Annotated in this window: 21 protein-coding genes and 1 pseudogene; 11 read left to right on the top strand and 11 right to left on the bottom strand. The window is 64.9% G+C overall.

What is annotated here, in order from left to right; genetic code table 11:
* Positions 1–176: 176 nt before the first annotated feature.
* On the bottom strand, positions 177–1,682 hold the full coding sequence (hisS, locus tag EOA28_RS05355) for a histidine--tRNA ligase (RefSeq protein ID WP_127250070.1): 1,506 nt from the start codon (positions 1,680–1,682) through the stop codon (positions 177–179).
* 462 nt (positions 1,683–2,144) lie between these two features.
* Here hisS and EOA28_RS05345 point away from each other — a divergent pair, with 462 nt between their 5' ends.
* Positions 2,145–2,372, top strand: a complete 228-nt coding sequence (locus EOA28_RS05345; RefSeq protein ID WP_126078875.1) for a hypothetical protein — start codon at positions 2,145–2,147, stop codon at positions 2,370–2,372.
* A 97-nt stretch (positions 2,373–2,469) separates the two neighbouring features.
* On the opposite strand, the gene EOA28_RS05340 is transcribed toward EOA28_RS05345, so the two are convergent.
* Positions 2,470–3,108, bottom strand: a complete 639-nt coding sequence (locus tag EOA28_RS05340) for a DNA-3-methyladenine glycosylase I (protein ID WP_127250088.1) — start codon at positions 3,106–3,108, stop codon at positions 2,470–2,472.
* 213 nt (positions 3,109–3,321) lie between these two features.
* On the opposite strand from EOA28_RS05340, the gene EOA28_RS05335 reads away from it, so the two are divergent.
* Both EOA28_RS05335 and EOA28_RS05330 read left to right on the top strand, forming a co-directional pair.
* Complete coding sequence (locus EOA28_RS05335; protein WP_128298378.1) at positions 3,322–4,062, top strand: L,D-transpeptidase; 741 nt, start codon at positions 3,322–3,324, stop codon at positions 4,060–4,062.
* Positions 4,063–4,423: 361 nt separating this feature from the next.
* Positions 4,424–5,344: a bifunctional 5,10-methylenetetrahydrofolate dehydrogenase/5,10-methenyltetrahydrofolate cyclohydrolase gene (locus tag EOA28_RS05330; protein WP_127250071.1), complete on the top strand. Its 921-nt coding sequence runs from the start codon at positions 4,424–4,426 to the stop codon at positions 5,342–5,344.
* Positions 5,345–5,350: 6 nt separating this feature from the next.
* Here EOA28_RS05330 and glcF read toward each other — a convergent pair whose 3' ends face one another.
* The 4 genes from glcF to EOA28_RS05310 all read right to left on the bottom strand — a co-directional run bounded on the left by glcF (position 5,351) and on the right by EOA28_RS05310 (position 9,787).
* The gene (gene glcF / locus EOA28_RS05325; RefSeq protein WP_128314681.1) at positions 5,351–6,676 is read right to left on the bottom strand and encodes a glycolate oxidase subunit GlcF; all 1,326 of its coding nucleotides are present in this window, start codon (positions 6,674–6,676) and stop codon (positions 5,351–5,353) included.
* A 10-nt stretch (positions 6,677–6,686) separates the two neighbouring features.
* Positions 6,687–7,076 (bottom strand): DUF4870 domain-containing protein, encoded by a 390-nt coding sequence (locus EOA28_RS05320; RefSeq protein ID WP_127250073.1) that lies wholly within the window; start codon positions 7,074–7,076, stop codon positions 6,687–6,689.
* On the bottom strand, positions 7,073–8,329 hold the full coding sequence (glcE, locus tag EOA28_RS05315; protein ID WP_127250074.1) for a glycolate oxidase subunit GlcE: 1,257 nt from the start codon (positions 8,327–8,329) through the stop codon (positions 7,073–7,075). The genes EOA28_RS05320 and glcE overlap by 4 nt, the downstream gene beginning before the upstream one ends.
* A gap of 237 nt (positions 8,330–8,566) precedes the next feature.
* On the bottom strand, positions 8,567–9,787 hold the full coding sequence (locus EOA28_RS05310) for an IS481 family transposase (RefSeq protein WP_245463269.1): 1,221 nt from the start codon (positions 9,785–9,787) through the stop codon (positions 8,567–8,569).
* A 539-nt stretch (positions 9,788–10,326) separates the two neighbouring features.
* Between EOA28_RS05310 and EOA28_RS05305 the strand changes: the two genes are divergently transcribed.
* The 3 genes from EOA28_RS05305 to EOA28_RS05295 all read left to right on the top strand — a co-directional run bounded on the left by EOA28_RS05305 (position 10,327) and on the right by EOA28_RS05295 (position 13,832).
* Positions 10,327–11,025, top strand: a complete 699-nt coding sequence (locus tag EOA28_RS05305) for a response regulator transcription factor (RefSeq protein WP_128314680.1) — start codon at positions 10,327–10,329, stop codon at positions 11,023–11,025.
* Positions 11,013–12,584 (top strand): ATP-binding protein, encoded by a 1,572-nt coding sequence (locus EOA28_RS05300; RefSeq protein WP_127386318.1) that lies wholly within the window; start codon positions 11,013–11,015, stop codon positions 12,582–12,584. The genes EOA28_RS05305 and EOA28_RS05300 overlap by 13 nt, the downstream gene beginning before the upstream one ends.
* An 81-nt stretch (positions 12,585–12,665) precedes the next feature.
* The gene (locus tag EOA28_RS05295; RefSeq protein ID WP_127253081.1) at positions 12,666–13,832 is read left to right on the top strand and encodes an FAD-binding oxidoreductase; all 1,167 of its coding nucleotides are present in this window, start codon (positions 12,666–12,668) and stop codon (positions 13,830–13,832) included.
* Here EOA28_RS05295 and EOA28_RS05290 read toward each other — a convergent pair.
* From EOA28_RS05290 to EOA28_RS05270, 5 genes and pseudogenes are all read right to left on the bottom strand, one after another.
* Entirely contained in the window at positions 13,781–14,560 is a 780-nt protein-coding gene (locus EOA28_RS05290; RefSeq protein ID WP_127253079.1) for a DUF72 domain-containing protein, read from the bottom strand. The genes EOA28_RS05295 and EOA28_RS05290 overlap by 52 nt on opposite strands.
* Positions 14,561–14,603: 43 nt before the next feature.
* Complete coding sequence (locus EOA28_RS05285) at positions 14,604–15,092, bottom strand: SRPBCC domain-containing protein (protein WP_127253077.1); 489 nt, start codon at positions 15,090–15,092, stop codon at positions 14,604–14,606.
* A 43-nt stretch (positions 15,093–15,135) separates the two neighbouring features.
* A pseudogene (locus EOA28_RS05280) lies at positions 15,136–15,584 on the bottom strand (SRPBCC family protein).
* Positions 15,581–15,895: a metalloregulator ArsR/SmtB family transcription factor gene (locus EOA28_RS05275; RefSeq protein WP_189341933.1), complete on the bottom strand. Its 315-nt coding sequence runs from the start codon at positions 15,893–15,895 to the stop codon at positions 15,581–15,583. Before EOA28_RS05275 ends, EOA28_RS05280 begins: the two are co-directional and overlap by 4 nt.
* A gap of 107 nt (positions 15,896–16,002) precedes the next feature.
* Complete coding sequence (locus EOA28_RS05270) at positions 16,003–16,428, bottom strand: GNAT family N-acetyltransferase (protein WP_127253071.1); 426 nt, start codon at positions 16,426–16,428, stop codon at positions 16,003–16,005.
* A gap of 181 nt (positions 16,429–16,609) precedes the next feature.
* Between EOA28_RS05270 and leuD the strand changes: the two genes are divergently transcribed.
* The 5 genes from leuD (at position 16,610) to EOA28_RS05245 (ending at position 20,620) form a co-directional block, all read left to right on the top strand.
* Positions 16,610–17,215, top strand: a complete 606-nt coding sequence (leuD, locus tag EOA28_RS05265; RefSeq protein ID WP_127253070.1) for a 3-isopropylmalate dehydratase small subunit — start codon at positions 16,610–16,612, stop codon at positions 17,213–17,215.
* A gap of 66 nt (positions 17,216–17,281) precedes the next feature.
* Positions 17,282–18,196, top strand: a complete 915-nt coding sequence (locus tag EOA28_RS05260; protein ID WP_127253068.1) for a hypothetical protein — start codon at positions 17,282–17,284, stop codon at positions 18,194–18,196.
* Between the two features lie 122 nt (positions 18,197–18,318).
* Positions 18,319–18,702, top strand: coding sequence for a RidA family protein (locus EOA28_RS05255; protein WP_127253066.1), 384 nt, complete (start codon positions 18,319–18,321; stop codon positions 18,700–18,702).
* 58 nt (positions 18,703–18,760) lie between these two features.
* On the top strand, positions 18,761–19,111 hold the full coding sequence (locus EOA28_RS05250; protein ID WP_126083640.1) for a VOC family protein: 351 nt from the start codon (positions 18,761–18,763) through the stop codon (positions 19,109–19,111).
* Positions 19,112–19,366: 255 nt separating this feature from the next.
* Positions 19,367–20,620: a patatin-like phospholipase family protein gene (locus EOA28_RS05245; RefSeq protein WP_127249948.1), complete on the top strand. Its 1,254-nt coding sequence runs from the start codon at positions 19,367–19,369 to the stop codon at positions 20,618–20,620.
* Positions 20,621–20,889: the final 269 nt, after the last annotated feature.

Here is a 20,889-nt window from a genome sequence, read left to right as displayed (position 1 = left end):
GATAAGTTGGGCGCGAGGCCCCCCTCTCTGTCCTGCCGGACATCTCCCCCTCAAGGGGGGAGATTGGCAGCTCGGACGCCGCGCCTCCTCCTGCAGCGTTGAAAATTGGCGAAAGCATGCGCGACATCTGATCTCCCCCTTGAGGGGGAGATGGCCGGCAGGCCAGAGAGGGGGGCTCAAGCGCCACCCTTCGCGCGGTCGGCGGCCTGCGCCGCGAGTATCTTCTTCACCTCAGCCACCAGGTCACCCTCCGCGACCGTCACCTGCGCCGGGCGTGCCGCGCGCCATTCGGCGTTGTCGGTGATCTCGGCCGACAGGCGCGCGCCTTCGATGAGGTCCTTGATCTGCACCTCGCCCTTGGCGCGCTCGTCGCCGCCCTGGATGATGGCGACAGGGCTGCCGCGGCGGTCTGCATATTTCAGCTGCGCCTTCATGCCCGCGCCGCCGAGATACATTTCCGAGCGGATGCCGGCGGCGCGCAGATCGGCGACCATCTTCTGGTAACGGCCGAGGCTTTCCGTATCCTTGTCCATGACCAGCACGACGACCGGGGCGATGATATCGGAGGTATCCAGCTTGCCGAGGTTCTTCAGCGCCGTCATCAGCCGCGAGACGCCGATCGAAAAACCGGTCGCCGGCACCGGCTCGCCGCGAAAGCGCGAGACCAGCCCGTCATAGCGCCCGCCGCCGCCGACCGAGCCGAAACGCACGATCTGGCCTTCGTCGTTGGGGATCTCGGCCAGCAGCTCGGCCTCGAAGACAGGGCCGGTGTAGTATTCGAGGCCGCGCACGACGGAGCGGTCCATCACGATGCGGTCTTCGCCGTAGCTCGCGGCTCTAACCAGGGCCTCGATCGTTGCGAGTTCGCCAACGCCTTCCTGATAGACAGCATTGGCATTGACGCTGGCGTCCTGGGCGGCCTGCCCGTTCCTGGCCGTTGCCAGAAGAACCGCCTCGGCTTGCGCATCCTTCAATCCGGCGCCCTTGGCGAAATCGCCCTCGCCTTCCTTGCCACCGTCCCAGCGTCCGGGGCCAAGCAGAAGCCTGACGCCTTCCGGCCCGAGCTTGTCGAGCTTGTCGATGGCGCGCAGTACGGTCAACCGGCGGCCGGCGTTGTCCTCACCGCCGAGCCCGATGGCCTCCAGCACGCCGTCGAGCACCTTGCGGTTGTTGACGCGAATGACGTAGTCGCCGCGCTTGATGCCGAGCGCCTCCATGACGTCGGCCATCATCATCGCCATCTCCGCGTCGGCGGCGACGCCCGGCGTGCCGATCGTGTCGGCGTCGAACTGCATGAACTGGCGGAAGCGGTCGGGACCCGGTTTCTCGTTGCGGAACACCCAGCCGGAGCGGTAGCTGCGATAAGGCTTCGGCAGCTTGTCAAAATTTTCCGCGACGAAGCGCGCCGTCGGCGCGGTCAGGTCGTAGCGCAGCGACAGCCACTGCTCGTCATCATCCTGGAAGGAGAACACCCCTTCGTTCGGCCGGTCCTGATCGGGCAGGAATTTGCCCAGAGCATCGGTGTATTCGATCATCGGCTGGTCGACCGGCTCGAAGCCGTAAAGCTCATAGACCGAGCGGATGGTGGCCATCATCTTCTCGACGGCGCGGATGTCTTCGGCGCTGCGGTCGGCAAAACCGCGCGGCAGCCGCGCTTTCGTCTTTTCGGATTTGTCGGCCATGGGGTAGGTCTTTTCGTTAAGTAAACACTGGCTTATCGGGAGCGGGCGTGTCCTAACCCATGCCAAGTGGTGCGGCAAGCGTTTGCAGACCTGCAGGAAACAGTTCGATAGTTTGCAGGCGCCGCGCCGCCCCTCGTCCCCCTGCCGGCACCTTCTCCCCGTGTAGTGACCGGGGAGAAGGAGGAAGCGCCGGCGCGACAGCTCCAGCGTTGCCGACTGGCCAAACCCGCGGCGCCAGCGTCCTTCTCCCCGTCTCTATAAGGGGAGAAGTGCCCGGCAGGGCGATGAGGGGCGGCGCCGACTAACAAAGAAGTAGACTTCAATATCCCACCCTAGAGGGTTGAGGGCCTCCAAGAACTTCGAAACAATCAGCGCAAATACGAAACAATTCCGCCACCAGCGCGGCATGCTGCCGACACAATCCGCGACCATAAAACGCGCCGAAACAAGGGGTTCAGGGCCATGACCACGGCTGAAGATATCATCGAGGGCGAGACTGCAAGGCTGAGGCCTGCCGGGGTTCCGGCGCTGAAGCCGGCGCAGCAGCCGGCTGGGCCGTTCGAGGCTGCGGCGACCAAGCCGAGCGCCCGCGACGCGCTGGTCACCGGGCTTTTGGTAATCTACCCGGCTTTCGCGGCTGTGGCGGCGATCCTGGCGGGGTTGTTTTTGGCAGGCGCCGGCAGCGTTTGACTTGAGGTCTACCGAGAAATCTCGAAGGCCGGCGCTGCCCCTCATCCGCCCTTCGGGCACCTTCTCCCCGTTCACGGGGAGAAGGAAAGAGCGCGCTCTACTTCGGCCTTTTGAGCTTCTTGCGCTCTTTCTCCACCTCCGCCCTGCAATAGCAGCCCTCGAGGTGGTCGTTGACGAGGCCCATGGCCTGCATGAAGGCATAGACCGTCGTCGGGCCGACAAAGCTCCAGCCTCGCTTCTTCAACTCCTTCGATATCCTGACAGACACGGCCGTCGTCGGATTGGCGCGCAGATGCGCGAGGTCGACGATTTCCGGACGCTCGTCCGGACCCGGTTCGAACTTCCAGAACCAGGCGGCTAAAGAGCCGAACTCGTCGACCATCTCGCGGGCGCGTTTGGCGTTGTTGATGGTCGAGACGATCTTGCCGCGATGGCGGATGATGCCGGCATTGCCGAGCAGGCGCTCGACATCCTTCTCGGTGAATTGAGCCACCTTGTCGAAGTCGAAACCGGCGAAGGCCTCACGGAAATTCTCGCGCTTGCGCAGGATGGTGAGCCACGACAGGCCCGACTGGAATCCTTCCAGGCAGATCTTTTCGAACAGCCGGCGATCATCCGTTACCGGCCGGCCCCATTCATGATCGTGATAGTGAAGATAGTCCGGCAAATTGCCATGCCAGAAGCAGCGCGCCCTGCCGTCGGGACCATCGAGAATGCCGGTATTTTCCGTTGCCATCGTCAGCAAATCCATTCGTTAATGCGCCTCGGCGCCGCTTTTACCGTGGCTTTACCAGATTCCTGAACCGGCCGGTAACCACACCAAAAGGTTTACTGACAAAGCGGCATTTTACGCATTCCGATTCATGTTTTGCTTGCCGCTGCGCGCCAAGGATCGCGAAACCGAGGGCGTCCTCTCCGCCCCGGATGAGTTCGATCAAGGTGCGTTCCAATGAAGACAGCGTTTTGTTACCTGCTCGGCGCGGCGGCGATCCTTGCCGCCGGCGCCACCACCTCCCTTGCCAATGACCGCTACGCCGATATGCCGCCGGTGACGGTGAGCCCCGACCTTTCGGCGCCCTGGGTGCTGCAACTTGGCCGTGCGCCGGGCATCGTGCGCCCGGTCCGGCAAGCGACGCAGCAGCCGCTGCAGCGCCTGTTCCAGGCGCAGCCCGACCGGCAGAGGACGGCAGCCGTGCAGCAGCCGGCCAAGCGCATGGTAATGCGACCGCAAATCAACCCGATCTATCTGCCGCAGGAAGTCGCCTATGACGGGCCGGCGAAGCCGGGCACGATCGTCATCGATACGCACCAGAATTTCCTCTACCTGGTGGAGAAGAACGGCAAGGCGCGGCGTTACGGCGTCGGCACCGGCAAGCCGGGCTTCGAATGGTCGGGCACGCACAAGATCACCGACAAGAAGGTGTGGCCGGACTGGCGCCCGCCGGCGGCGATGATCAAGCGCGAGGCGGCCAAGGGCCGCTATTTGCCGACCTATCTCGCCGGCGGCATGGAGAACCCGCTGGGCGCCCGCGCGCTCTATCTCGGCACCACCGAATACCGCATCCACGGCACCAACCAGCCCTGGACGATCGGCGGCGCGGTGTCTTCCGGCTGCATCCGCATGCGCAACGAGGACGTCGTCGACCTTTACGAGCGCGTCAATGTCGGAACCACGGTCGAGGTGATCTAGTTTCTGCGAACCAGCCGGTTAGACGGCGCAGCACTTTTAGTCCAGCTGTTGCCGTCAAGTCATAGTGCGATCCCGTGGGATGTGCTTAACCCGATTTCGAGTTTACGGGGGACGGGCCGTGTGGGGATACGGCCGGTCACGAAAGGGCAGCGTGGGCAACCGCGCTGCCCTTTTCGTTTTTGAGGCTTCTTTGACGCGTGGCGCGGCAAGTCGCGCCGCAAACAGACGGATTCGCTTTCGGGGCTGATTTCCCGGCGCTCCTCTGCTATTGCAGTGCACAAATCCTGATCGTCACGCAATTCTGGACGCTACGCTGCTTACGCGATTTCCTCGAATTGCCCAGAAGGCAGAGGTGCCAGCCATGACCCGGACCGACGACAGCCGCTATCTGAAAGGCGGCCCGGTTGCCCAGCGCATCATTGCGTCGGTGCGCGAAGATGCCTTGATCGCGACGGCCGAAGGTTTTCCGCCAAAGCTGGTCTCGATCACCGTCGGCGATACCGAAGCGGTCGATGTCTATGTGCGCAACCAGCGCGCCAAGGCAGCCCTTGCCGGCATCGGCTTCGAGGAGCGGCGCTTTGCCGCCGACATCACGGCCGGCGAACTGGAAGCCGCGATCCACGGCCTCAACGCCGACCCGCGCGTCACCGGCATCATCATCCAGCGGCCGGTGCCGGCGCATATCCCGATCAAGACGCTGCAGGCCGCCGTGCATCCGCTGAAGGATGTCGAAGGCATGCACCCGGCCTCGATCGGCAACATCGTCTACAACCAGCTCGATCTGGCGCCCTGCACGGCGGCAGCCTCGGTCGAACTGCTGAAGAAGACCGGCCTCGATCTCAAGGGGCTCGAAGTGGTCGTCGTCGGCCATTCGGAGATCGTCGGCAAGCCGATCGCCTTCCTGCTGATGAGCGAAGGCGCCACGGTGACGGTGTGCCACCACATGACGCGCTCGGTGGCGGCGCATGCACGGCGCGCCGACGCGCTGTTCGTCGCGGTCGGCAAGCCGCGGCTGATCAAGGCCGACATGGTGAAGCCGGGCGCCGCCGTCATCGACATCGGCATCAATTCCGAGGTCGGGCCCGACGGCGAAACCCGCATCGTTGGAGACGTCGACACCGACAGCGTCAAGGAAGTGGCGTCCTGGATCACGCCGGTGCCAGGCGGCGTCGGGCCGCTCACCGTGGCGATCCTCTTGCGCAACACCATGGTGGCGCTTAACCGCCAGCGCGCGCTCTATCGCGCGACCTACGGCGTGGCGGATCAGCTCGCGGCGGAGTAACTTCCACTACTCGGCGGCGACCATCGTTACATCGGAAACTCCTTCCGGCTTCGGACCACCATAGGCCCAGTCGAGCAGCTTGATCGTGTGCACCACGGGCAGCTTGGCGGCGGACGCGATTTGCGTGATGCAGCCGATATTGCCGGTGGCGACGATTTCGGCGCCGGTCGCCTCGATATTCCGCACCTTGCGGTCGCGCAATTTGGCGGAGATGTCGGGCTGCAGGATGTTGTAGGTGCCGGCCGAGCCGCGCGAGGGGCATCTTTGCTGCGGCTCGCGCACGACGAAGCCCGCCTTGGCCAGAAGCTCCTTCGGCTGGTGCGTGATCTTCTGGCCGTGCTGCATCGAGCAGGCGGAGTGATAGGCGACGATCGTGCCCGGCTTGCGCACCGGCTCGGGCAGGTCGAGGGCGGCGAGATATTCGGCGACGTCCTTGGCCAGCGCCGAGACGCGCGCGGCCTTTTCGGCATAGGCCCGATCGAGGCGCAGCATGAAGCCGTAATCCTTGATCGTTGTGCCGCAGCCTGACGCGGTGATGATGATGGCGTCGAGCCCGCCTTGGTCGATCGCGCGCGTCCAGGCGTCGACATTCCGCCTGGCCGAGGCAAGAGCCTGATCCTCGCGGCCCATGTGATGGACGAGCGCGCCGCAGCAGCCCTCGCCTTCGGGCACCACGACCTCGACGCCAAGCCTGGTCAGCAGAGAAATCGTCGTTTCATTGATGGCGGGATCGAGCACCGATTGCGCGCAGCCGGTAAGGATCGCGACGCGGCCTCGCTTTGTGCCTTGCCCGGTATGCGTGCCTGGTTTCGCCATCGGCGATGCCGGCGGGACCGCGGACGGCGCCAGCTTCAGCATGGCTGCGACCGGCTTCAGATCCGGCAGTTTCTCGAACAGGCGGATGAAAGGCCGGCCGAGACCGGCCAGTTTCAGCGCGGCGCGGAAGCGGCTGGGATAAGGCAGCACGAAGGCCAGCACGGCGCGCGTCAGCCGGTCGAGCAGCGGCCGCTTATAGGTCTGCTGGATGTGGGCGCGGGCGTGGTCAACCAGATGCATGTAGTTCACGCCCGACGGACATGTCGTCATGCAGGCAAGGCAGGAGAGACACCGGTCGATATGGGTGACGATCTCCTTATCCGCCGGGCGGCCGTTCTCCAGCATGTCCTTGATGAGGTAGATGCGGCCGCGCGGCGAATCGAGCTCGTTGCCGAGCGTCACATAGGTCGGGCAGGTGGCGGTGCAGAAGCCGCAATGCACGCATTTGCGCAGGATCTTCTCCGATTCCGCGACATGCGGGTCGGCAAGCTGGGCAAGGGAGAAATTGGTCTGCACGCAAAAATCCTTACTGTCCCAGAAGCCAGCTTTGCGGGTTCCTGACGGGCTCGCCGCGCTGCAGCGCCTGGATGCCCAGAATGCAGCGGGCGATAAACCAGACGGCGGCGGCCAACATCAGCACGAAGCCGATCACAAGCATCATCAGGACCACCGAGATCAGCGCGTAGAGAAGGCCGATCCAGAACGTCCTGATCAGGAACGTATAGTGGCTTTCGACGAAGCCGCCGGCCTTGCCGCGATTGATGTAGGCAAGCACGATGCCGACAATGCCGGTGATGCCGATGACGAGGCCGGCGAGGTAGAGAATGTAGATGACCAGCGCGTTGGTCTGGCCCGGCTCCAGCCAGCGATCGGTCTGGCGTGGCGCGCTGCTCGGTCCTGGATCGGTATTGCTCATGATGCTGCTCCCTGTGTTGATCGGGCGAGAGTAGCAGAGCCGGAGCCCGGCGCCATGCGGCCAGGGTTGAGGATATTCTTCGGATCGAACTCGGCCTTGAGCCGCGCCGAGAGCGCCGCCAGATGCGGCGGCTGCGGCTCGAACACCGGCAGCGCCGCGCGATGCGGAGCGGAGGCGCGCACCAGCGTCGCATGGCCGCCGCCATGCTTGCGGATCAAGCCGCGCAAGAGGTCGGCCTCGGGATCGTCCTCGCGCATCGACAGCCACACCAGACCGCCCTGCCAGTCGTAGAACGCATCGACCGCCGCCTGCATGCGCAGCGCCATCACCATGTGATGCGCCACGGACGGCGCCATCGAGACACGCCAGACCGGCCGCGTGCCGCCGTCGGCGAAAGGCCGGCAGTCTCGGATGTCGCGCCAGATGGCTTTCGACGCCTCGCCGGCGATCTCTTCCAGCGGCCCGGCCTTGCCGAGCAGCTGCTTGAGCGCCTCGATGCGATAGACGACCGAGGGGCCAAACCCCTCGACGCGCAGCAGCGTGGCGGCGTCGCTGCCGTGCTTGCCGCCGGCGACGCGGGCCGCGATGCGCTCCGGCAGATGCGCCGCGCTCGACACTTCGGCGCTGGAGCCCAGCGCCAGCGCCATGGCGGCGACCGCCGCATCGTCGAGCAGGCCGCGGATGGCCAAAGTCACTTCCGTTTCGGCGGCCGGCAGCACCTTGAACGTGACATCCGTGAGCACGGCCAGCGTGCCCCAACTGTTCGCCATCAGCTTGGAGAGATCGTAGCCGGTGACGTTCTTGACGACGCGCCCGCCCGACTTGAAGGCCTCGCCACGGCCCGAGACGGCGGCGACGCCAAGGATATGGTCGCGCGCGGCTCCCGCCTTGAGACGGCGCGGGCCGGACAGGTTCGAGGCCAGCACGCCGCCGATGGTGCCTCTGCCTGGCTCGCCACCGAGCAACGGACCGTAGTCCATCGGCTCGAAGGCGAATTGCTGGCCGTTTTCCGCAAGCAGTTGTTCGATCTCGGCGAGCGGCGTGCCTGCCTTGGCCGACAGCACCAGCTCAGCGGGCTCGTAGAGGGTGACGCCGGTGAGCTTGGAGAGGTCGAGCGTGTGTTCGGTCTGCAGTGGGCGGCCGATGCCGCGCTTGGAGCCATGGCCGAAGATTTCGAGGGGTGTCTCTTCGGCTGCCGCCCATTGGACGGTGGAGAGGACTTCGGCGGATGATGATGGGGTGAAGGTGGTCATGGCTTGGCCTTGTTCCTCGCCCGCGCAGGGCCAGGACAATCGCATACGGCAGCGCCAGCCCCCTCTCCGTCTCGGCGCTGCGCGCCGAGCCACCTCTCCCCCACTTTGTGGGGGCGAGGAAACGCTAACCGCCGAGGGCGCGGCTTTCGCAAGCCCAGGTTCCTCGCCCCCGCCAGAGTGTTTGTGCTGGAGACAAGGTGAACGGGTGTTCGGGGACATCGTGGACGCTTTTGTTCATCACGAACTGCTGGGTTGTTTTTGTTGTTCGGCCTGTGGACCCTGTGGGCAACGCTCAGCGTTGTCCACAAGTCCACAGGTCTCGCTTGCGCCCTGACGTAGGTTCAGGGTGGCAATTCGATGCGAGCAGTAGTGCACGCTGAAGACACCATCCTCGACGGTCGGGCGAAGCGCCACCAGCTCGCCGCGGAATGCCTTGCCGAGTCGCCAGGGTCGGTTCCTGAAGCTGATGAAGCCATCACTGTCGACCTTGCGAACCTGGTCGCCCGGTGCGTACTCGATCGCGGGCAGGACGTCGGGAAAGCTGCGCGGGCTCGGCCGGTAGCGCTCGGCCGGCGTGGCCATGTCGAGTGCTTCGTGTGGTCGTTCGTAGTTATAGCGCGGGCGCCACCGATCGAAGGCTCGCTGGCACTCGGCGAGATCGCCGAAGCTTCGCCCGTTGATCACCTCGGCCTTGAGTGTGCGATGGAAGCGTTCTTCCTTGCCTTGGGTCTGCGGATGGCGCGGCCGACCGTGCAGCACGCGGATGCCGAGCCGCAACAGCCAGACGCTGAAGCCGGTGTAAGGCTCACCGCCGGAATCGCTCCACGGCGAGCCGCCGTCCATCAGCATCGCCAGCGGCAAGCCATAGCGGCGAAAGGTAATCTCCAGCTCCCGGCGTACCGTCCGGCCCTGCTCGTCGCCGCAGGCGGACAGCACCAGGTTGAAGCGCGAGTGATCGTCGAGCGTGGTGAGCGGATGGCAGCGCCCGCCATGGATGGCGAAGTGACCCTTGAAGTCCATCTGCCACAGCTCGTTGGGAGCCTCCCGCTCGAAGCGCTGCCATGGTCCCGGATGTTGCGCTGCTGTCGCCTCCGTCAGCCGATCATGACGACGCAGGATCGCGGTGATCGTGCTCGCCGCCGGGATGTCGAGTTCGCCATGTCTCTTCATCGCCTGTCTGATCTTGCGACCGCCCCAGACGTCGTTGCTCTCGTCGCGTACCTGCAACACCCTTGCCTCAATTGCCGAAGCGGTGCGTTGCGGGCTCAAGTGCGGGCGACGCGATCGTTCGACCAATCCAGCCGGCCCTTCCGACCGGTATCGCTCGAGCCACTTATAGCCGGTCGTCGGACTGATCCCGAACCGTCGACAAAGTTCACGCACATTCGCCCACTCTCGCGAGGCAAACTCCACGAACTCTCGCTTCCGATCCATCATGGACACCTCGTAAAACGGCATTCCATCCCTCCCGATCCAAGGATCGGGAAGTGTCCACGATGTCTCCGAACGCCTGTCCACCATCTCCCCAGTCTGTACACAGAGGCGGGGGAGAGGTGGCTCGGCGAAGCCGAGACGGAGAGGGGGAGCGCCCTATGCGATTGTCCTGTCTCTCAAGGAGAGCCGGCCTGCGAGAAATCTGCAAATCCTTGCGGAAAACCTCCTCTAATCCGCCGCGCGCTTACCGCGTCCGTCTGCGACAAGGCCGTCATGCAAACGCCTCACACATCCCGCTGGTCCCTGCCGCGCCGGCTCCGCGACGAAGGCTGGTGGCTCGTCGAGCCGCAAAGACTGCGCGTCGCGGCGGACGTCCTGCTTTTCCCTCCGAGGTCGCGCCACGTGGCGGATACGCCGAGGAGGGTCCGGCGATGATGCCCGAGCGCCTTGCGGTCTCATGGCCTTGTCCCGACACAGCTCCGGACCGAAAACAATTTCGCACTTTTCCTTGGAATTGCTCTAATCCTGCCGTCACCCAAGCTTACCCGCCGGGCCATTGACCGATGCCGCACAACATACTCGTCGCCGACGACGATCCGCATATCCGCGAGATCATCTGCTTCGCGCTGGAAAAGGCCGGCATGAAGACAGCCGCCGTCGCCGACGGCGCCGCAGCGCTGCAGGCGGTCGAGCGGCGCGCGCCCGACCTCATCGTGCTCGATATCGGCATGCCGGAGATGGACGGGCTGGAGGTCTGCCGACGGCTAAGGCAAAAATCCGACGTGCCGGTGCTGTTCCTGTCCGCGCGGGATGAGGAAATCGACCGCATCCTTGGGCTGGAAATGGGCGGCGACGATTATGTGACCAAGCCGTTCAGCCCGCGCGAGCTGGTCGCCCGCGTCAACGTCATCCTGCGGCGCGCGCGCCCAGTGCCGGTCGAGGAAGAAGCGGACGAGCGGGAATTCGCGCATGGCAAGCTGATGCTTGTCCCGGCAAGCCATGCGGCGAGCTTCGACGGCAAGCCGCTCACCTTGACGGCGATCGAGTTCGCCATCCTGAAGGGCTTCCTCGCCCGCCCGCTTCACGTGCTTGGCCGCGACGCGGTGATGGCCAATGCCTATGCCTCGAACATTCATGTCTCGGAACGCACGGTCGACAGCCATATCCGCAACGTGCGGGCCAAGCTGGCGGCGGTCGGCTGCGCCGATGCGATCGCGACGGTGCATGGCGTCGGCTTCCGGCTCGGCCGATGCGGTGGTTGAGCAAGGAAAGGTGGCGGCCGCGGCTCGCCACCGTCGTCATCGCCATCCTGATCGTAGTCATGGCCCTGCCGCTGGTCGGGCTGTTCTTCTTCCGGCTCTATGAGAACCAGCTGATCCGCCAGACCGAGGGCGAGCTGATTGCGCAAGGGGCGGTCGTCGCCGCCGTCTATGCAAAGGAGGTGCGCGCCGCCGGCATTTCCCAGGACAGACTGGGTTCGCCGATCTCGGCCGATCCGGCGCGGGACAACAACTATCCCTATGAACCGATCGAGCCCCGCCTCGATCTCGCCTCGGACGACGTGATGCCGATGCGGCCGGCGGCGGCTCCGGCCGCCGCCGATCCCGCTTTCGCGGCGATCGGCGCAAAGCTCTCCGGCATTCTCGACGAAACGCAGAAGACGACGCTCGCCGGCTTCCGTCTGCTCGACCCGCGCGGCGTGGTGATCGCCGGCGGCGACGAGATCGGTCAGTCGCTCAGCGGGGTCGAGGAGGTGCGGATCGCGCTTTCCGGCGCTTATGCCAGCGAGCTCAGGCTGCGCATCCCCGACCAGCCGCCGCCACCGCTTTATTCGGTGAGCCGCGGCACCAGGGTGCGAGTCTTCGTCGCCATGCCGGTCGAACTCGACGGCCGGGTCGCCGGCGTGGTCTATCTGTCGCGGACGCCGAACAACATCGTCAAGCATCTCTATGGCGAGCGCGGCAAGGTGACGTTGGCGGCCATCGCCATTCTCGGCGGCACGCTCTTGATCGCGCTGGTGTTCATCCGCACCGTCAGCCGGCCGATTTATGCGCTGATCGAGCGGACGAAACGCATCGCCGCCGGCGACCGCGACGCGACCAGGCCGCTCGCCCATCACGGCACGCGCGAGATGGCGGCGCTGTCGACGGCCTTCCTCGACATGGCGACCAAGCTGCAGGCGCGCTCCGACTCCATCCAGACCTTCGCCACCCATGTCTCGCATGAGCTGAAATCGCCGCTGACGGCGATCCAGGGCGCGGCGGAGCTGCTGCGCGATTCCGGCGGCGCGATGGACGAGGCCGAGCGCAAGCGCTTCTCCAACAACATCGTCACCGATGCCGGGCGGCTCAATCTCCTGGTGCGCCGGCTGCTCGACCTGGCGCGCGCCGAAAACCTGGAGCCGAGCGGCGAGAGCACGACACTCCATGCGGCGCTGGCATCCTTGCCGGTCGACACCAGACTGGAGCCGCGGCTCGAAGGCGGCGGCGATATCAGGCTCGGCATCTCGGCCGAGAATCTCGGCATCGTGCTCGCCAACCTCATCGACAATTCGGCGAGGCACGGCGCCCGGCAGGTGGCGATCCATGCCTCGGCCCACGGCGAGCGCGCGTCGATCCAGTTAGGCGACGACGGCGACGGCATCTCGGCCGCCAACCGGGCCAAAATCTTCGAGCCATTCTTCACCACGCGGCGCGAGACCGGCGGCACCGGCGTGGGGCTCGGCATCGTGCTGGCCCTCCTAAAAGCGCATGATGGCACGATCAGGCTGGTTGACTCCGAGCGCGGCACGCGCTTCGAGATCAGTCTGCCGGTCGTCTGAGAACCGGGGTGGCTTGCTACGCAATTCCGTACGGAAAACCGCTACACACTTTTCCTGGAATTGCTCTGATCGGAGAAAAAAGTGCGCTACGACATCGTCATCATCGGCGGAGCCATCGTCGGGTCCTCGGTCGCCTATCATTTGCGGGAGGAAGGCTTTACCGGCTCCATCGCTCTGGTCGAACGCGACCCGCAATTCTCCCACGCGGCGACGACCTTGTCCTGCGCCTCGATCCGCCAGCAATTCTCCATCCCTGAAAACATCCGCCTGTCGCAGTTCACGCTAAAGCTGTTCCGGCGGCTGAAGGAGACGTTCGGCGCCGATGCCGATATCGGCTTCCGCGAGGGCGGCTACCTCATCCTTGCCGGCGAGGCCGGGCTGCCGATCCTCAAGGCCAATCACGAGACTCAGGTCGCCGAGGGCGCCGATATCCTGCTCGAGGATGCCGGGCAGCTGGCGCGCCGCTTCCCATGGCTGTCGGTCGAAGGCATTTCCGCCGGCGCCTATGGCCGCAGCGGCGAGGGCTGGTTCGACGCGCATGCGCTGTTGACGCTGTTCCGCAAGGCGCTGCGCGACAGGAAGATCGATTTCATCACGGCTTCCGCCACCTGCATCAAGCGCGAGGGCAACCGCGTCACCGCTGTGTCGCTCGACAATGGCGAGACGCTCGAAGCCGGCACCGTCGTCAACGCCGCCGGGCCGAACGCCGGCAATGTCGCGGCATTCGCCGGGCTCGAGCTGCCGGTCGAGCCGCGCAAGCGCAACGTCTTTGTCTTCGAGGCGCGCGAGAAATATGCCGACATGCCGCTGCTGGTCGATCCGTCCGGCATCTATGTGCGGCCGGAAGGCTCGGTCTACCTCACCGGCGGCGCCGAGCCGGAGGAAGGCGATGTCGCGCCCGACCCCAAGGATTTTGAGGTCAACTGGCCGCTGTTCGAAGAGGTGATCTGGCCGGTTCTGGCCACCCGCATCCCCGCTTTCGAGGCGATCAAGCCGACGCGCGCCTGGGTCGGGCATTACGATTACAACACGCTCGATCAGAACGGGGTGATCGGGCCGCATCCGGAGGTCGCAAACTTCCTGTTCGCCAACGGTTTTTCCGGCCACGGCCTGCAGCAGGCGCCGGCGGTCGGCAAGTCGATCGCGGAGCTTGTCATGCATGGCGGGTATCGCACGATCGACTGCACGGCGTTCGGCTATGAGCGGGTGGCGGAAGGAAGGGCGTTCAGGGAGCTGAACGTCATCTGACGAACGGCCGCATCGACCGAAAGTGCATTGCCGAGCGCATGGCCTCTCGCTGTGTTGTCGAAGATGCACCAGACTTCGGCGGCCGACGCGCTGGCTTGGGCAAGCCGCCCGCCGATTTCCAGAAGCTGATCGGCCTCGTAGTCCGAATAATAGATTCGCGGCGCGCCATGGAAACGGAAGTAGGCGATCTCGCGCCAGCCGCCGGGCATAGCGGCGGCTGGCACGGGAGCAGGGTCGGCCGCAACGCGCCCAACCTGAACGCGGCTCAGCAAGGCCTCAGCTTCGGGTTCGAACCAGCTGGGGTGACGCGGTTCGCAGACCAGGCGCCGGTCAGTCTTCGCACGCAGCGAGGCGAAAAAGTTCTCGGCGGTTTGGGCCTCGAATTGCAGGCTGGGTGGCAGTTGAATCAAAAGCACGGAAAGCTTGGCGCCGAGCCCTCCGATCTGACCAAGAAAAATGTCCAGAAGATCATCGCAAGCTTCGAGGCGGCGCTCATGCGTCACGGCCCTGGGGAGTTTTGCGGAAAAGCGAAAATGGTCCGGAACCGAGCGCGCCCAGCTCTCGTAGGTTTCTCGCCGATGCGGCTTGTGAAAGGACGAATTGATCTCCACGTTCGAAAGCCGCATGGCGTAGCGTTCAAGCTGCGAGCCGGCTGAGGGAAAGGAAGTTTTATATGCTGCCGGTATGCTCCACCCGGCGGTTCCAACGACACAGCGACTGTTCTCCATGTCCAAAATCTGGACAGCCGTGATTGCGGGTCAAGGGAGAGCTTCAGCCACTCGGCCGCGCGTCGAGATAGGTTTGCAGCCACCCAAGGACCCGTGCCCAGCCTTCAGCATGTTCCGCTGCCGCGTCCGGAAAACCCGCGAATCCGCCGTGGCAGATGGTGAGCCGCGTGCCGCCAGTGATGGGCTCGAGCAGGTAAGCCACTGTCGTTTCCTTGCGGCCGAGCGCCGGATGGTCCCAGTCGTCGTAGCGCCGTGTCTGCACGATGCGGCGCGGCATCTCGATTTCGAGAAACTCGCCGCTGGCGGGTAGACGTTGACCGTCGGCCGTTTTCACGACGACGCTCCAGCTTCCGCCGACGCGAAGATCGGCGTTCCATCCGATCATACGATAGGTTTCGGGCGAACCCCACCAGCGCTCGACCTCCCGGGTGACCAGTGCGGCGATGACCTCGTCCGGCGCGGCGGGAAGGTCGGCCGAGGCCATCACCGTGTCGGCGTTCGCCATGGCTTGCGGCAAGGACAGTTGCAGCATCGCATGCACCCCCAGCGAAATTGTCTCGTATCCGGAATGAAGTTCAGCCCTTCGAGGGCGGGCGCTCGAAACCCTTGCCGGTTTCGAGCAGACTCTTGAGGCTCGCCAGCACCAGCGGCCAGCCCTTGGAGACGTTGGAGATCAGCCTGTGCGGGCCGTCGGCCTCGTGCACGACGGCGAGCTTCATCAATTCGCCGTCCGGCTCGATGGTGAAGGTGCAGCGCGTGTAGCCGTCCTCCTTCACCTCGGGCAGCCATTCATTGCGCCATTTGATTACCAGGGTTTTGGCGGATCGATCTCCAGGATCTCGCCTGAGTCGGCGAGGCGCCCGTCGGGGAAGATCAGCTTCCAGCTGGAGCCGACCTTCCAGTCGCTCTCCTGGTGGGAGGAGAGAAAGAACCGCCGGTTGAATTCCGGATCGGTCAGCGCCTCCCACAGCTTTTCAGGCGTGGTGCGGATATAGGTGACATAGACGAAGCTGTTCTCGCTCACGGCTCTTCCCTTTCAAGGCGTTGCTTCAGGTCGCTCAATGCGTTGAGCCGATGGCGCTCGAACTTGCCGATCCAGCGCTCGGCGATCTCGTTGATCGGAACGGGGTTGAGGTAGTGCTCCTTCTCGCGGCCGCGGCGCATGGTGGTGACGAGGTTCGCCTCCTCCAGGATCGCCAGGTGCTTGGTCACCGCCTGGCGCGTCATGTCCATGTGCTCGCAGAGCGCGTTGAGCGTCTGCCCGTTCCTTGCATGGAGGCTGTCCAGCAATTGCCGGCGGGTCGGGTCGGCCAAAGCGCGAAAGACGGCATCCATGCTGCTCATGGCTCTAATATGCAACCATTTGGTTGCATGTCAAGCGGTGAGGCGCAAAAAGATCGGGTGCCGGGCTGCGCGGACTGGCGCCTTCAGCTGCGGGAGCGTCAGCGCTTGCGGGAGAACCAGAAGGCGTCGGCCATGCGCGTCATGCCGATGCGCTCGTAGAAGCCGACGGCGTCGGGCATCGAGATCAGGCTGATGGCGACCGAAGGGCCGAGCTGGCGGCGCGCCTCGTCCATCAGGCCTTTGCCGATGCCGAGCCCTTGCGCCGAGGCGGACACGGCGAGCTCGGAAATATAGCAGACCCAGGAGAAGTCGGTGACGCCGCGCGCGACGCCGACCAGTTGCCGGTCCGGCCGGTCGAGCCGAGCGGTCAGCACCAGATTGGCCCTGTCGAGCATCGTCTTCAGGCGGGCCTCGTCATCGATGGGCCGCGTCTCGCCGAGGCCGGAGTCGACCAACACGCGGCGGAATTCGGCGACATCGAGCCTGGGCTCGCTTGCATAAAGGACTCTGGAAGGATCGGCCATGGCCGCAGACTGCACCAGCCGGCCAGGATCTCGAAGCCGTTTTTGAGGCGTCATTCCGTCGGCAAGCCATGCCCGCCATTGGCCCAAGGGCCGTGCACGAACAGTTGCCTTTCATTTGCCGCCGGCTTTGTGTAAACCGTCCCGCAAAATTCCCCGCAAGCCAAGAAGACGGGCAGGTACCATGGATAAATTCACCAAGCTCACCGGCGTCGCCGCGCCAATGCCGATCGTCAATGTCGACACCGACATGATCATCCCGAAGGATTATCTCAAGACGATCAAGCGCACCGGGCTCGGCACCGGCCTGTTCGCCGAGATGCGCTACAATGAGGACGGTTCGGAGAACCCGGATTTCGTGCTCAACAAGCCGGCCTACCGCAGGGCGCAGATCCTGGTCGCCGGCGACAATTTCGGCTGCGGCTCGAGCCGCGAGCATGCGCCCTGGGCGCTGCTCGATTTCGGCATTCGGTGCGTGATCTCGACCTCGTTCGCCGATATCTTCTATAACAACTGCTTCAAGAACGGCATCCTGCCGATCACGGTCAGCCCGGAAGACCTCGACAAGCTGATGGACGACGCCTCGCGCGGCTCCAACGCGACGCTGTCGATCGATCTCGAGGCGAAGGAAATCCGCGGGCCGGACGGCGGCGTGGTCAAATTCGACCTCGACGACTTCAAGCGCCATTGCCTGCTCAATGGCCTCGACGATATCGGCCTCACCATGGAGAAAGCCGGCGCCATCGCTTCCTTCGAGAAGCGGAACGCCGAGCAGCGCCCCTGGGCCTGACATTCTGAACGTAGTGGCCCGGCCGTTCGCGGCCGGGTTCGTGGCGACTGAATGGAGGGGACAGTCATGACACGCTCGCTTCTGGCCGCTTCGGTGGCAATCCTTCTCGCCACAATCGGCACCCACGCGCAGACCACGGCGCCCGCCACGTCCGACCAGCCGGCTGCCGATCAAGGCACGGCCGACCAGGGCAGTGACCAGGCTGCGTCGGAGGACGACAAGCAGGCGCCGATTCCGTTCGAAGGCGGGCAGCTCACCATCACGCAGCCGGAACAGGACGGCGAGAAGGTCCTTGCCTATGACGGCAAGCAGCTGGCCAGCAATTACGACGTCTTCTTCGACAAGATCGTCAAGATCGGCGACGTGAACGTCGCGCTCGTCGATGTCGGCGACGGCGGCAATCAATGCGGCCCGGCCAAGGTCATCGTCTGGAAGAAGGACGGCGAGATTGAGACCACCACGGTCGAGCAGGACGAATGCGGCGCGCCGCCGGCCGCCGTCTCCGACAGCGCCATCTATTTCGTGCCCTACCTGTTGCCGGGCGATTCCAAGCCGGCGCTGCAATGGTCGCCCACGGAAGGCCTGACGACCTCCGGCAACCTGACTTACACGCCGGAGCCAGGCACCGACTGGAAGGATGTCGACCCGTCGAAATACGACAACATCATCGACGCCTTCCACAATGAGGCGGTCTACAAGGCCGGCCAGGCGCTGCTGGGCAACGACATGCCCGACATGGCGACCAGCCTGCTGGTTGGCGGCGGCACCGAAAAGACGGCGTCCGGCGCCTTCTACGCCACCGGCTGCGTGCCGCATGACTGCGGCGGCAATGACGGCTTCATGGCTGTCGACCCGGCCAAGCAGAAAGTCTATTTCGCCCGCCGCGGCGACAATGGCGAGCCGCAGGCCTGGCCGCCGGTGAAGGACTGGCCGGCGGATATCAAGAAGGCCTATGACGACGCGCAGGGTTCGGGGAATTAGGCCGATTTCTGTCGGGTAGCGATCCTTCGCGCTGCGCTGTCCCGCCAGCATCGCGTTGTCTGGCTCACGACTGTGTCGTCCACGCATCTCAGAATGGTGGAGACAACCAACGCGAGGCTTCCATGCGCAAGCTCATCTCCACCGGTTCCCCCTTCGAGAAAACCGCCGGCTATTCGCGGGCGGTGGTGCAGGGCGACTGGTGCTTCGTTTCCGGCACGACCGGCTATGACTATGCCACCATGACCATGCCCGACACGGTCGAGGCGCAGACGCGCAACTGCCTTGCCACCATCGCCAAGGCACTGGCCGATGGCGGCTTCGACATGGCCGATGTGGTGCGCGCGCATTACTACATAACCGACCAGGCCTATGTTGACGTTGTCTTCCCGATCCTCGGCGAGGCGTTCGGCGACATCCGTTCGGCGGCGACGATGATCGTGTGCCAACTCAACAAGCCGGAAATGAAGATCGAGATCGAGGTGACGGCGCTCAAACGCACGGCATAGAGGCCGGCGCCGCAATGCGGAGGGCTCCCGGACAGGCAAAGCAAAGGAGCGGCTCATGGTGAAGGTCAGACGCATCGTCGCCAATATCGAAACCCCCGACATTGCGGCGGCCAAGCGCTTTTACCAGGACGTGCTCGGCCTTGATGTCCTGATGGACCAGGGCTGGATCCTCACTTGCGGTTCGGCCGAGACCATGACGGTGCAGGTGAGCTTCATGGCCGAGGGCGGGTCGGGCACGCCGGTGCCGGACCTGTCGATCGAGGTCGACGATGTCGACGCGGCGCTTGCGGGCATGAAGAAGGCCGGCTTCGCCGTCGAATACGGCCCGGCCGACGAGCCCTGGGGCGTGCGGCGCTTCTATGTGCGCGATCCGTTCGGGCGTTTGGTGAATGTTCTTTCGCATCGGTAGGCGCTGCTCCAGCTTGGGTTCCTCGCCCCCACGAAGTGGGGGAGAGGTGGCTCGGCGAAGCCGAGACGGAGAGGGGGAGCGCCCTACGAAGTCCCCCTCTCCGTCCGCTTCGCGGACACCTCTCCCCCACTTCGTGGAGGCGAGGAACCCCAAGCTTCCCAACCCCGAAATTCCGCGATTCCGCCGCTTGCCAGAATGGCCGCGCTGGGCTGGATTAGGCGCCGGAACAGCCGCGCCTGAACGAGGGGAGCATTCATGGCCAGTGTGACGGCAGCGCGCGGTACCGGGGCGGCGCCAGGCGGCGCGGCCAGCATCGACGGCAAGGCCGAGCGCTACGACCTCGGCCTCTGCCTGTCGGGCGGCGGCTACCGGGCCATGCTGTTCCACGCCGGCGCGCTCTGCCGTCTCAACGAGGCGGGACTGCTCCAGAAGCTCGACATGGTGAGCTCGGTTTCGGGCGGCTCGATTGCGGCCGGGCTCTTGGCGGTGCTCTGGCCACGCTTCGTCTTCGCGGGCGGCGTCGCCAGCAATTTCGATATCTATCTCGACAGGATCCTGGAGTTCTCGCAGGTCTTCCTCGATGCGCCGTCGATCCTCAAGGGCCTGTTCAACCCGTTTTCGAGCGCGGCGCGCGAAGTCGCCGCCTGCTACGAGCGGAACTTATTCGACGGTTCCCGGCCGATGTTGAAGAGCCTGCCGGAAAAGCCCTGGTTCGTGTTCTGCTCCAGCAATCTCGGCACCGGCTCGCTGTTTCGGCTGTCGCGGCGCTACATCGCCGACTATCGCATCGGCGTCGCCTACCAGGCCGACCTGCCGGTCGCGACCGCGGTGGCTGCCTCCTCGGCTTTCCCGCCTTTCCTGTCGCCGCTTCGGCTCGACCTCACGCCCTTCGTGTGGAAGAACGATAAGCTCGACCCTTCGGTCGGCGCGCCGGTGCCGCCTTCCCGCGCCGTGCTCACCGATGGCGGCGTCTACGACAATCACGGCATCGAGCCGGCGCTGAAGCGCTGCCGCTGGCTGCTGGTGAGCGACGCCGGCGCGCCCTGGCAGGCTTCGAAGGCGGGCTACTGGAACTGGTTCTCGCAGCTCAAACGCGTGCTCGACACCACCGACAACCAGGTGCGCTCACTGCGGCGACGGGACCTGGTGGCGCGCTTCCAGGCGGCCAAGGACGCCGACGATCGCGGCCTGCCCAAGGACGCGACCCGGCCCGACTATGCGGCGACGCGCGGCGTCTTCTGGTCGATCGCCAGCAAGCCGGACGCGAGCGAGCCGAATTTCGTGCAGACCGCCGCGACCGCGCCGGCGGATATCGGCACCTCACTGCATTTCCTGGGCAGCGAAGAGACGGTCGACCTGGTGAACTGGGGCTATTGCGCAGCCGACCAGGCGCTGCGGAGCTGGTACGAGCCGGCGGTGGCGCCGGGAAAAGGCGTGCCGTTGAAGCCGGGCGATGTGACGCCGGGGCGCTGCGCGAGGGTTTCGAAGGCGCTGATGGGTGTTTTTTAGGTTTGAGCGAGGCGCCGAAGCTGCTGATCTCCCCCCTTGTGGGGGAGATGTCCGGCAGGACAGAGGGGGGCGCGAAGGAACGCGGCGCTGGCAATGCCTGGACGCCCACCTATTGGTAGTGGAGACATGGATAACCGCTGATACGCTGCGGGACAGCGCCCCCCTCTGGTCTGCCGACCATCTCCCCCACAAGGAGGGAGATTAGGCGCTCCGCGGCTTTCGCTAATCGCCTTGGCGCAATCCAATCCGGTTCATCACCTGCCCCGCGC

Origin of the sequence: Mesorhizobium sp. M2A.F.Ca.ET.067.02.1.1, from assembly GCF_004023285.1 — a bacterium.
In the GTDB taxonomy this organism is placed as follows: domain Bacteria; phylum Pseudomonadota; class Alphaproteobacteria; order Rhizobiales; family Rhizobiaceae; genus Mesorhizobium.
This window is presented reverse-complemented; position numbering and strand designations above follow the sequence as displayed.

What these genes read in the sequence shown, in the direction of transcription:
- EOA28_RS05300 (WP_127386318.1), top strand. Translation starts at nt 11,013, where the DNA reads ATGCGGTGGTTGAGCAAGGAAAGGTGGCGGCCGCGGCTCGCCACCGTC.
- EOA28_RS05245 (WP_127249948.1), top strand. Translation starts at nt 19,367, where the DNA reads ATGGCCAGTGTGACGGCAGCGCGCGGTACCGGGGCGGCGCCAGGCGGC.
- EOA28_RS05340 (WP_127250088.1), bottom strand. Translation starts at nt 3,108, where the DNA reads ATGGCAACGGAAAATACCGGCATTCTCGATGGTCCCGACGGCAGGGCG.
- EOA28_RS05310 (WP_245463269.1), bottom strand. Translation starts at nt 9,787, where the DNA reads ATGCCGTTTTACGAGGTGTCCATGATGGATCGGAAGCGAGAGTTCGTG.
- EOA28_RS05270 (WP_127253071.1), bottom strand. Translation starts at nt 16,428, where the DNA reads ATGGCCGATCCTTCCAGAGTCCTTTATGCAAGCGAGCCCAGGCTCGAT.
- EOA28_RS05260 (WP_127253068.1), top strand. Translation starts at nt 17,282, where the DNA reads ATGACACGCTCGCTTCTGGCCGCTTCGGTGGCAATCCTTCTCGCCACA.
- EOA28_RS05320 (WP_127250073.1), bottom strand. Translation starts at nt 7,076, where the DNA reads ATGAGCAATACCGATCCAGGACCGAGCAGCGCGCCACGCCAGACCGAT.
- EOA28_RS05275 (WP_189341933.1), bottom strand. Translation starts at nt 15,895, where the DNA reads ATGGATGCCGTCTTTCGCGCTTTGGCCGACCCGACCCGCCGGCAATTG.
- leuD (WP_127253070.1), top strand. Translation starts at nt 16,610, where the DNA reads ATGGATAAATTCACCAAGCTCACCGGCGTCGCCGCGCCAATGCCGATC.
- glcE (WP_127250074.1), bottom strand. Translation starts at nt 8,329, where the DNA reads ATGACCACCTTCACCCCATCATCATCCGCCGAAGTCCTCTCCACCGTC.
- EOA28_RS05305 (WP_128314680.1), top strand. Translation starts at nt 10,327, where the DNA reads ATGCCGCACAACATACTCGTCGCCGACGACGATCCGCATATCCGCGAG.
- EOA28_RS05330 (WP_127250071.1), top strand. Translation starts at nt 4,424, where the DNA reads ATGACCCGGACCGACGACAGCCGCTATCTGAAAGGCGGCCCGGTTGCC.
- EOA28_RS05345 (WP_126078875.1), top strand. Translation starts at nt 2,145, where the DNA reads ATGACCACGGCTGAAGATATCATCGAGGGCGAGACTGCAAGGCTGAGG.
- EOA28_RS05335 (WP_128298378.1), top strand. Translation starts at nt 3,322, where the DNA reads ATGAAGACAGCGTTTTGTTACCTGCTCGGCGCGGCGGCGATCCTTGCC.
- hisS (WP_127250070.1), bottom strand. Translation starts at nt 1,682, where the DNA reads ATGGCCGACAAATCCGAAAAGACGAAAGCGCGGCTGCCGCGCGGTTTT.
- EOA28_RS05285 (WP_127253077.1), bottom strand. Translation starts at nt 15,092, where the DNA reads ATGCTGCAACTGTCCTTGCCGCAAGCCATGGCGAACGCCGACACGGTG.
- EOA28_RS05255 (WP_127253066.1), top strand. Translation starts at nt 18,319, where the DNA reads ATGCGCAAGCTCATCTCCACCGGTTCCCCCTTCGAGAAAACCGCCGGC.
- EOA28_RS05290 (WP_127253079.1), bottom strand. Translation starts at nt 14,560, where the DNA reads ATGGAGAACAGTCGCTGTGTCGTTGGAACCGCCGGGTGGAGCATACCG.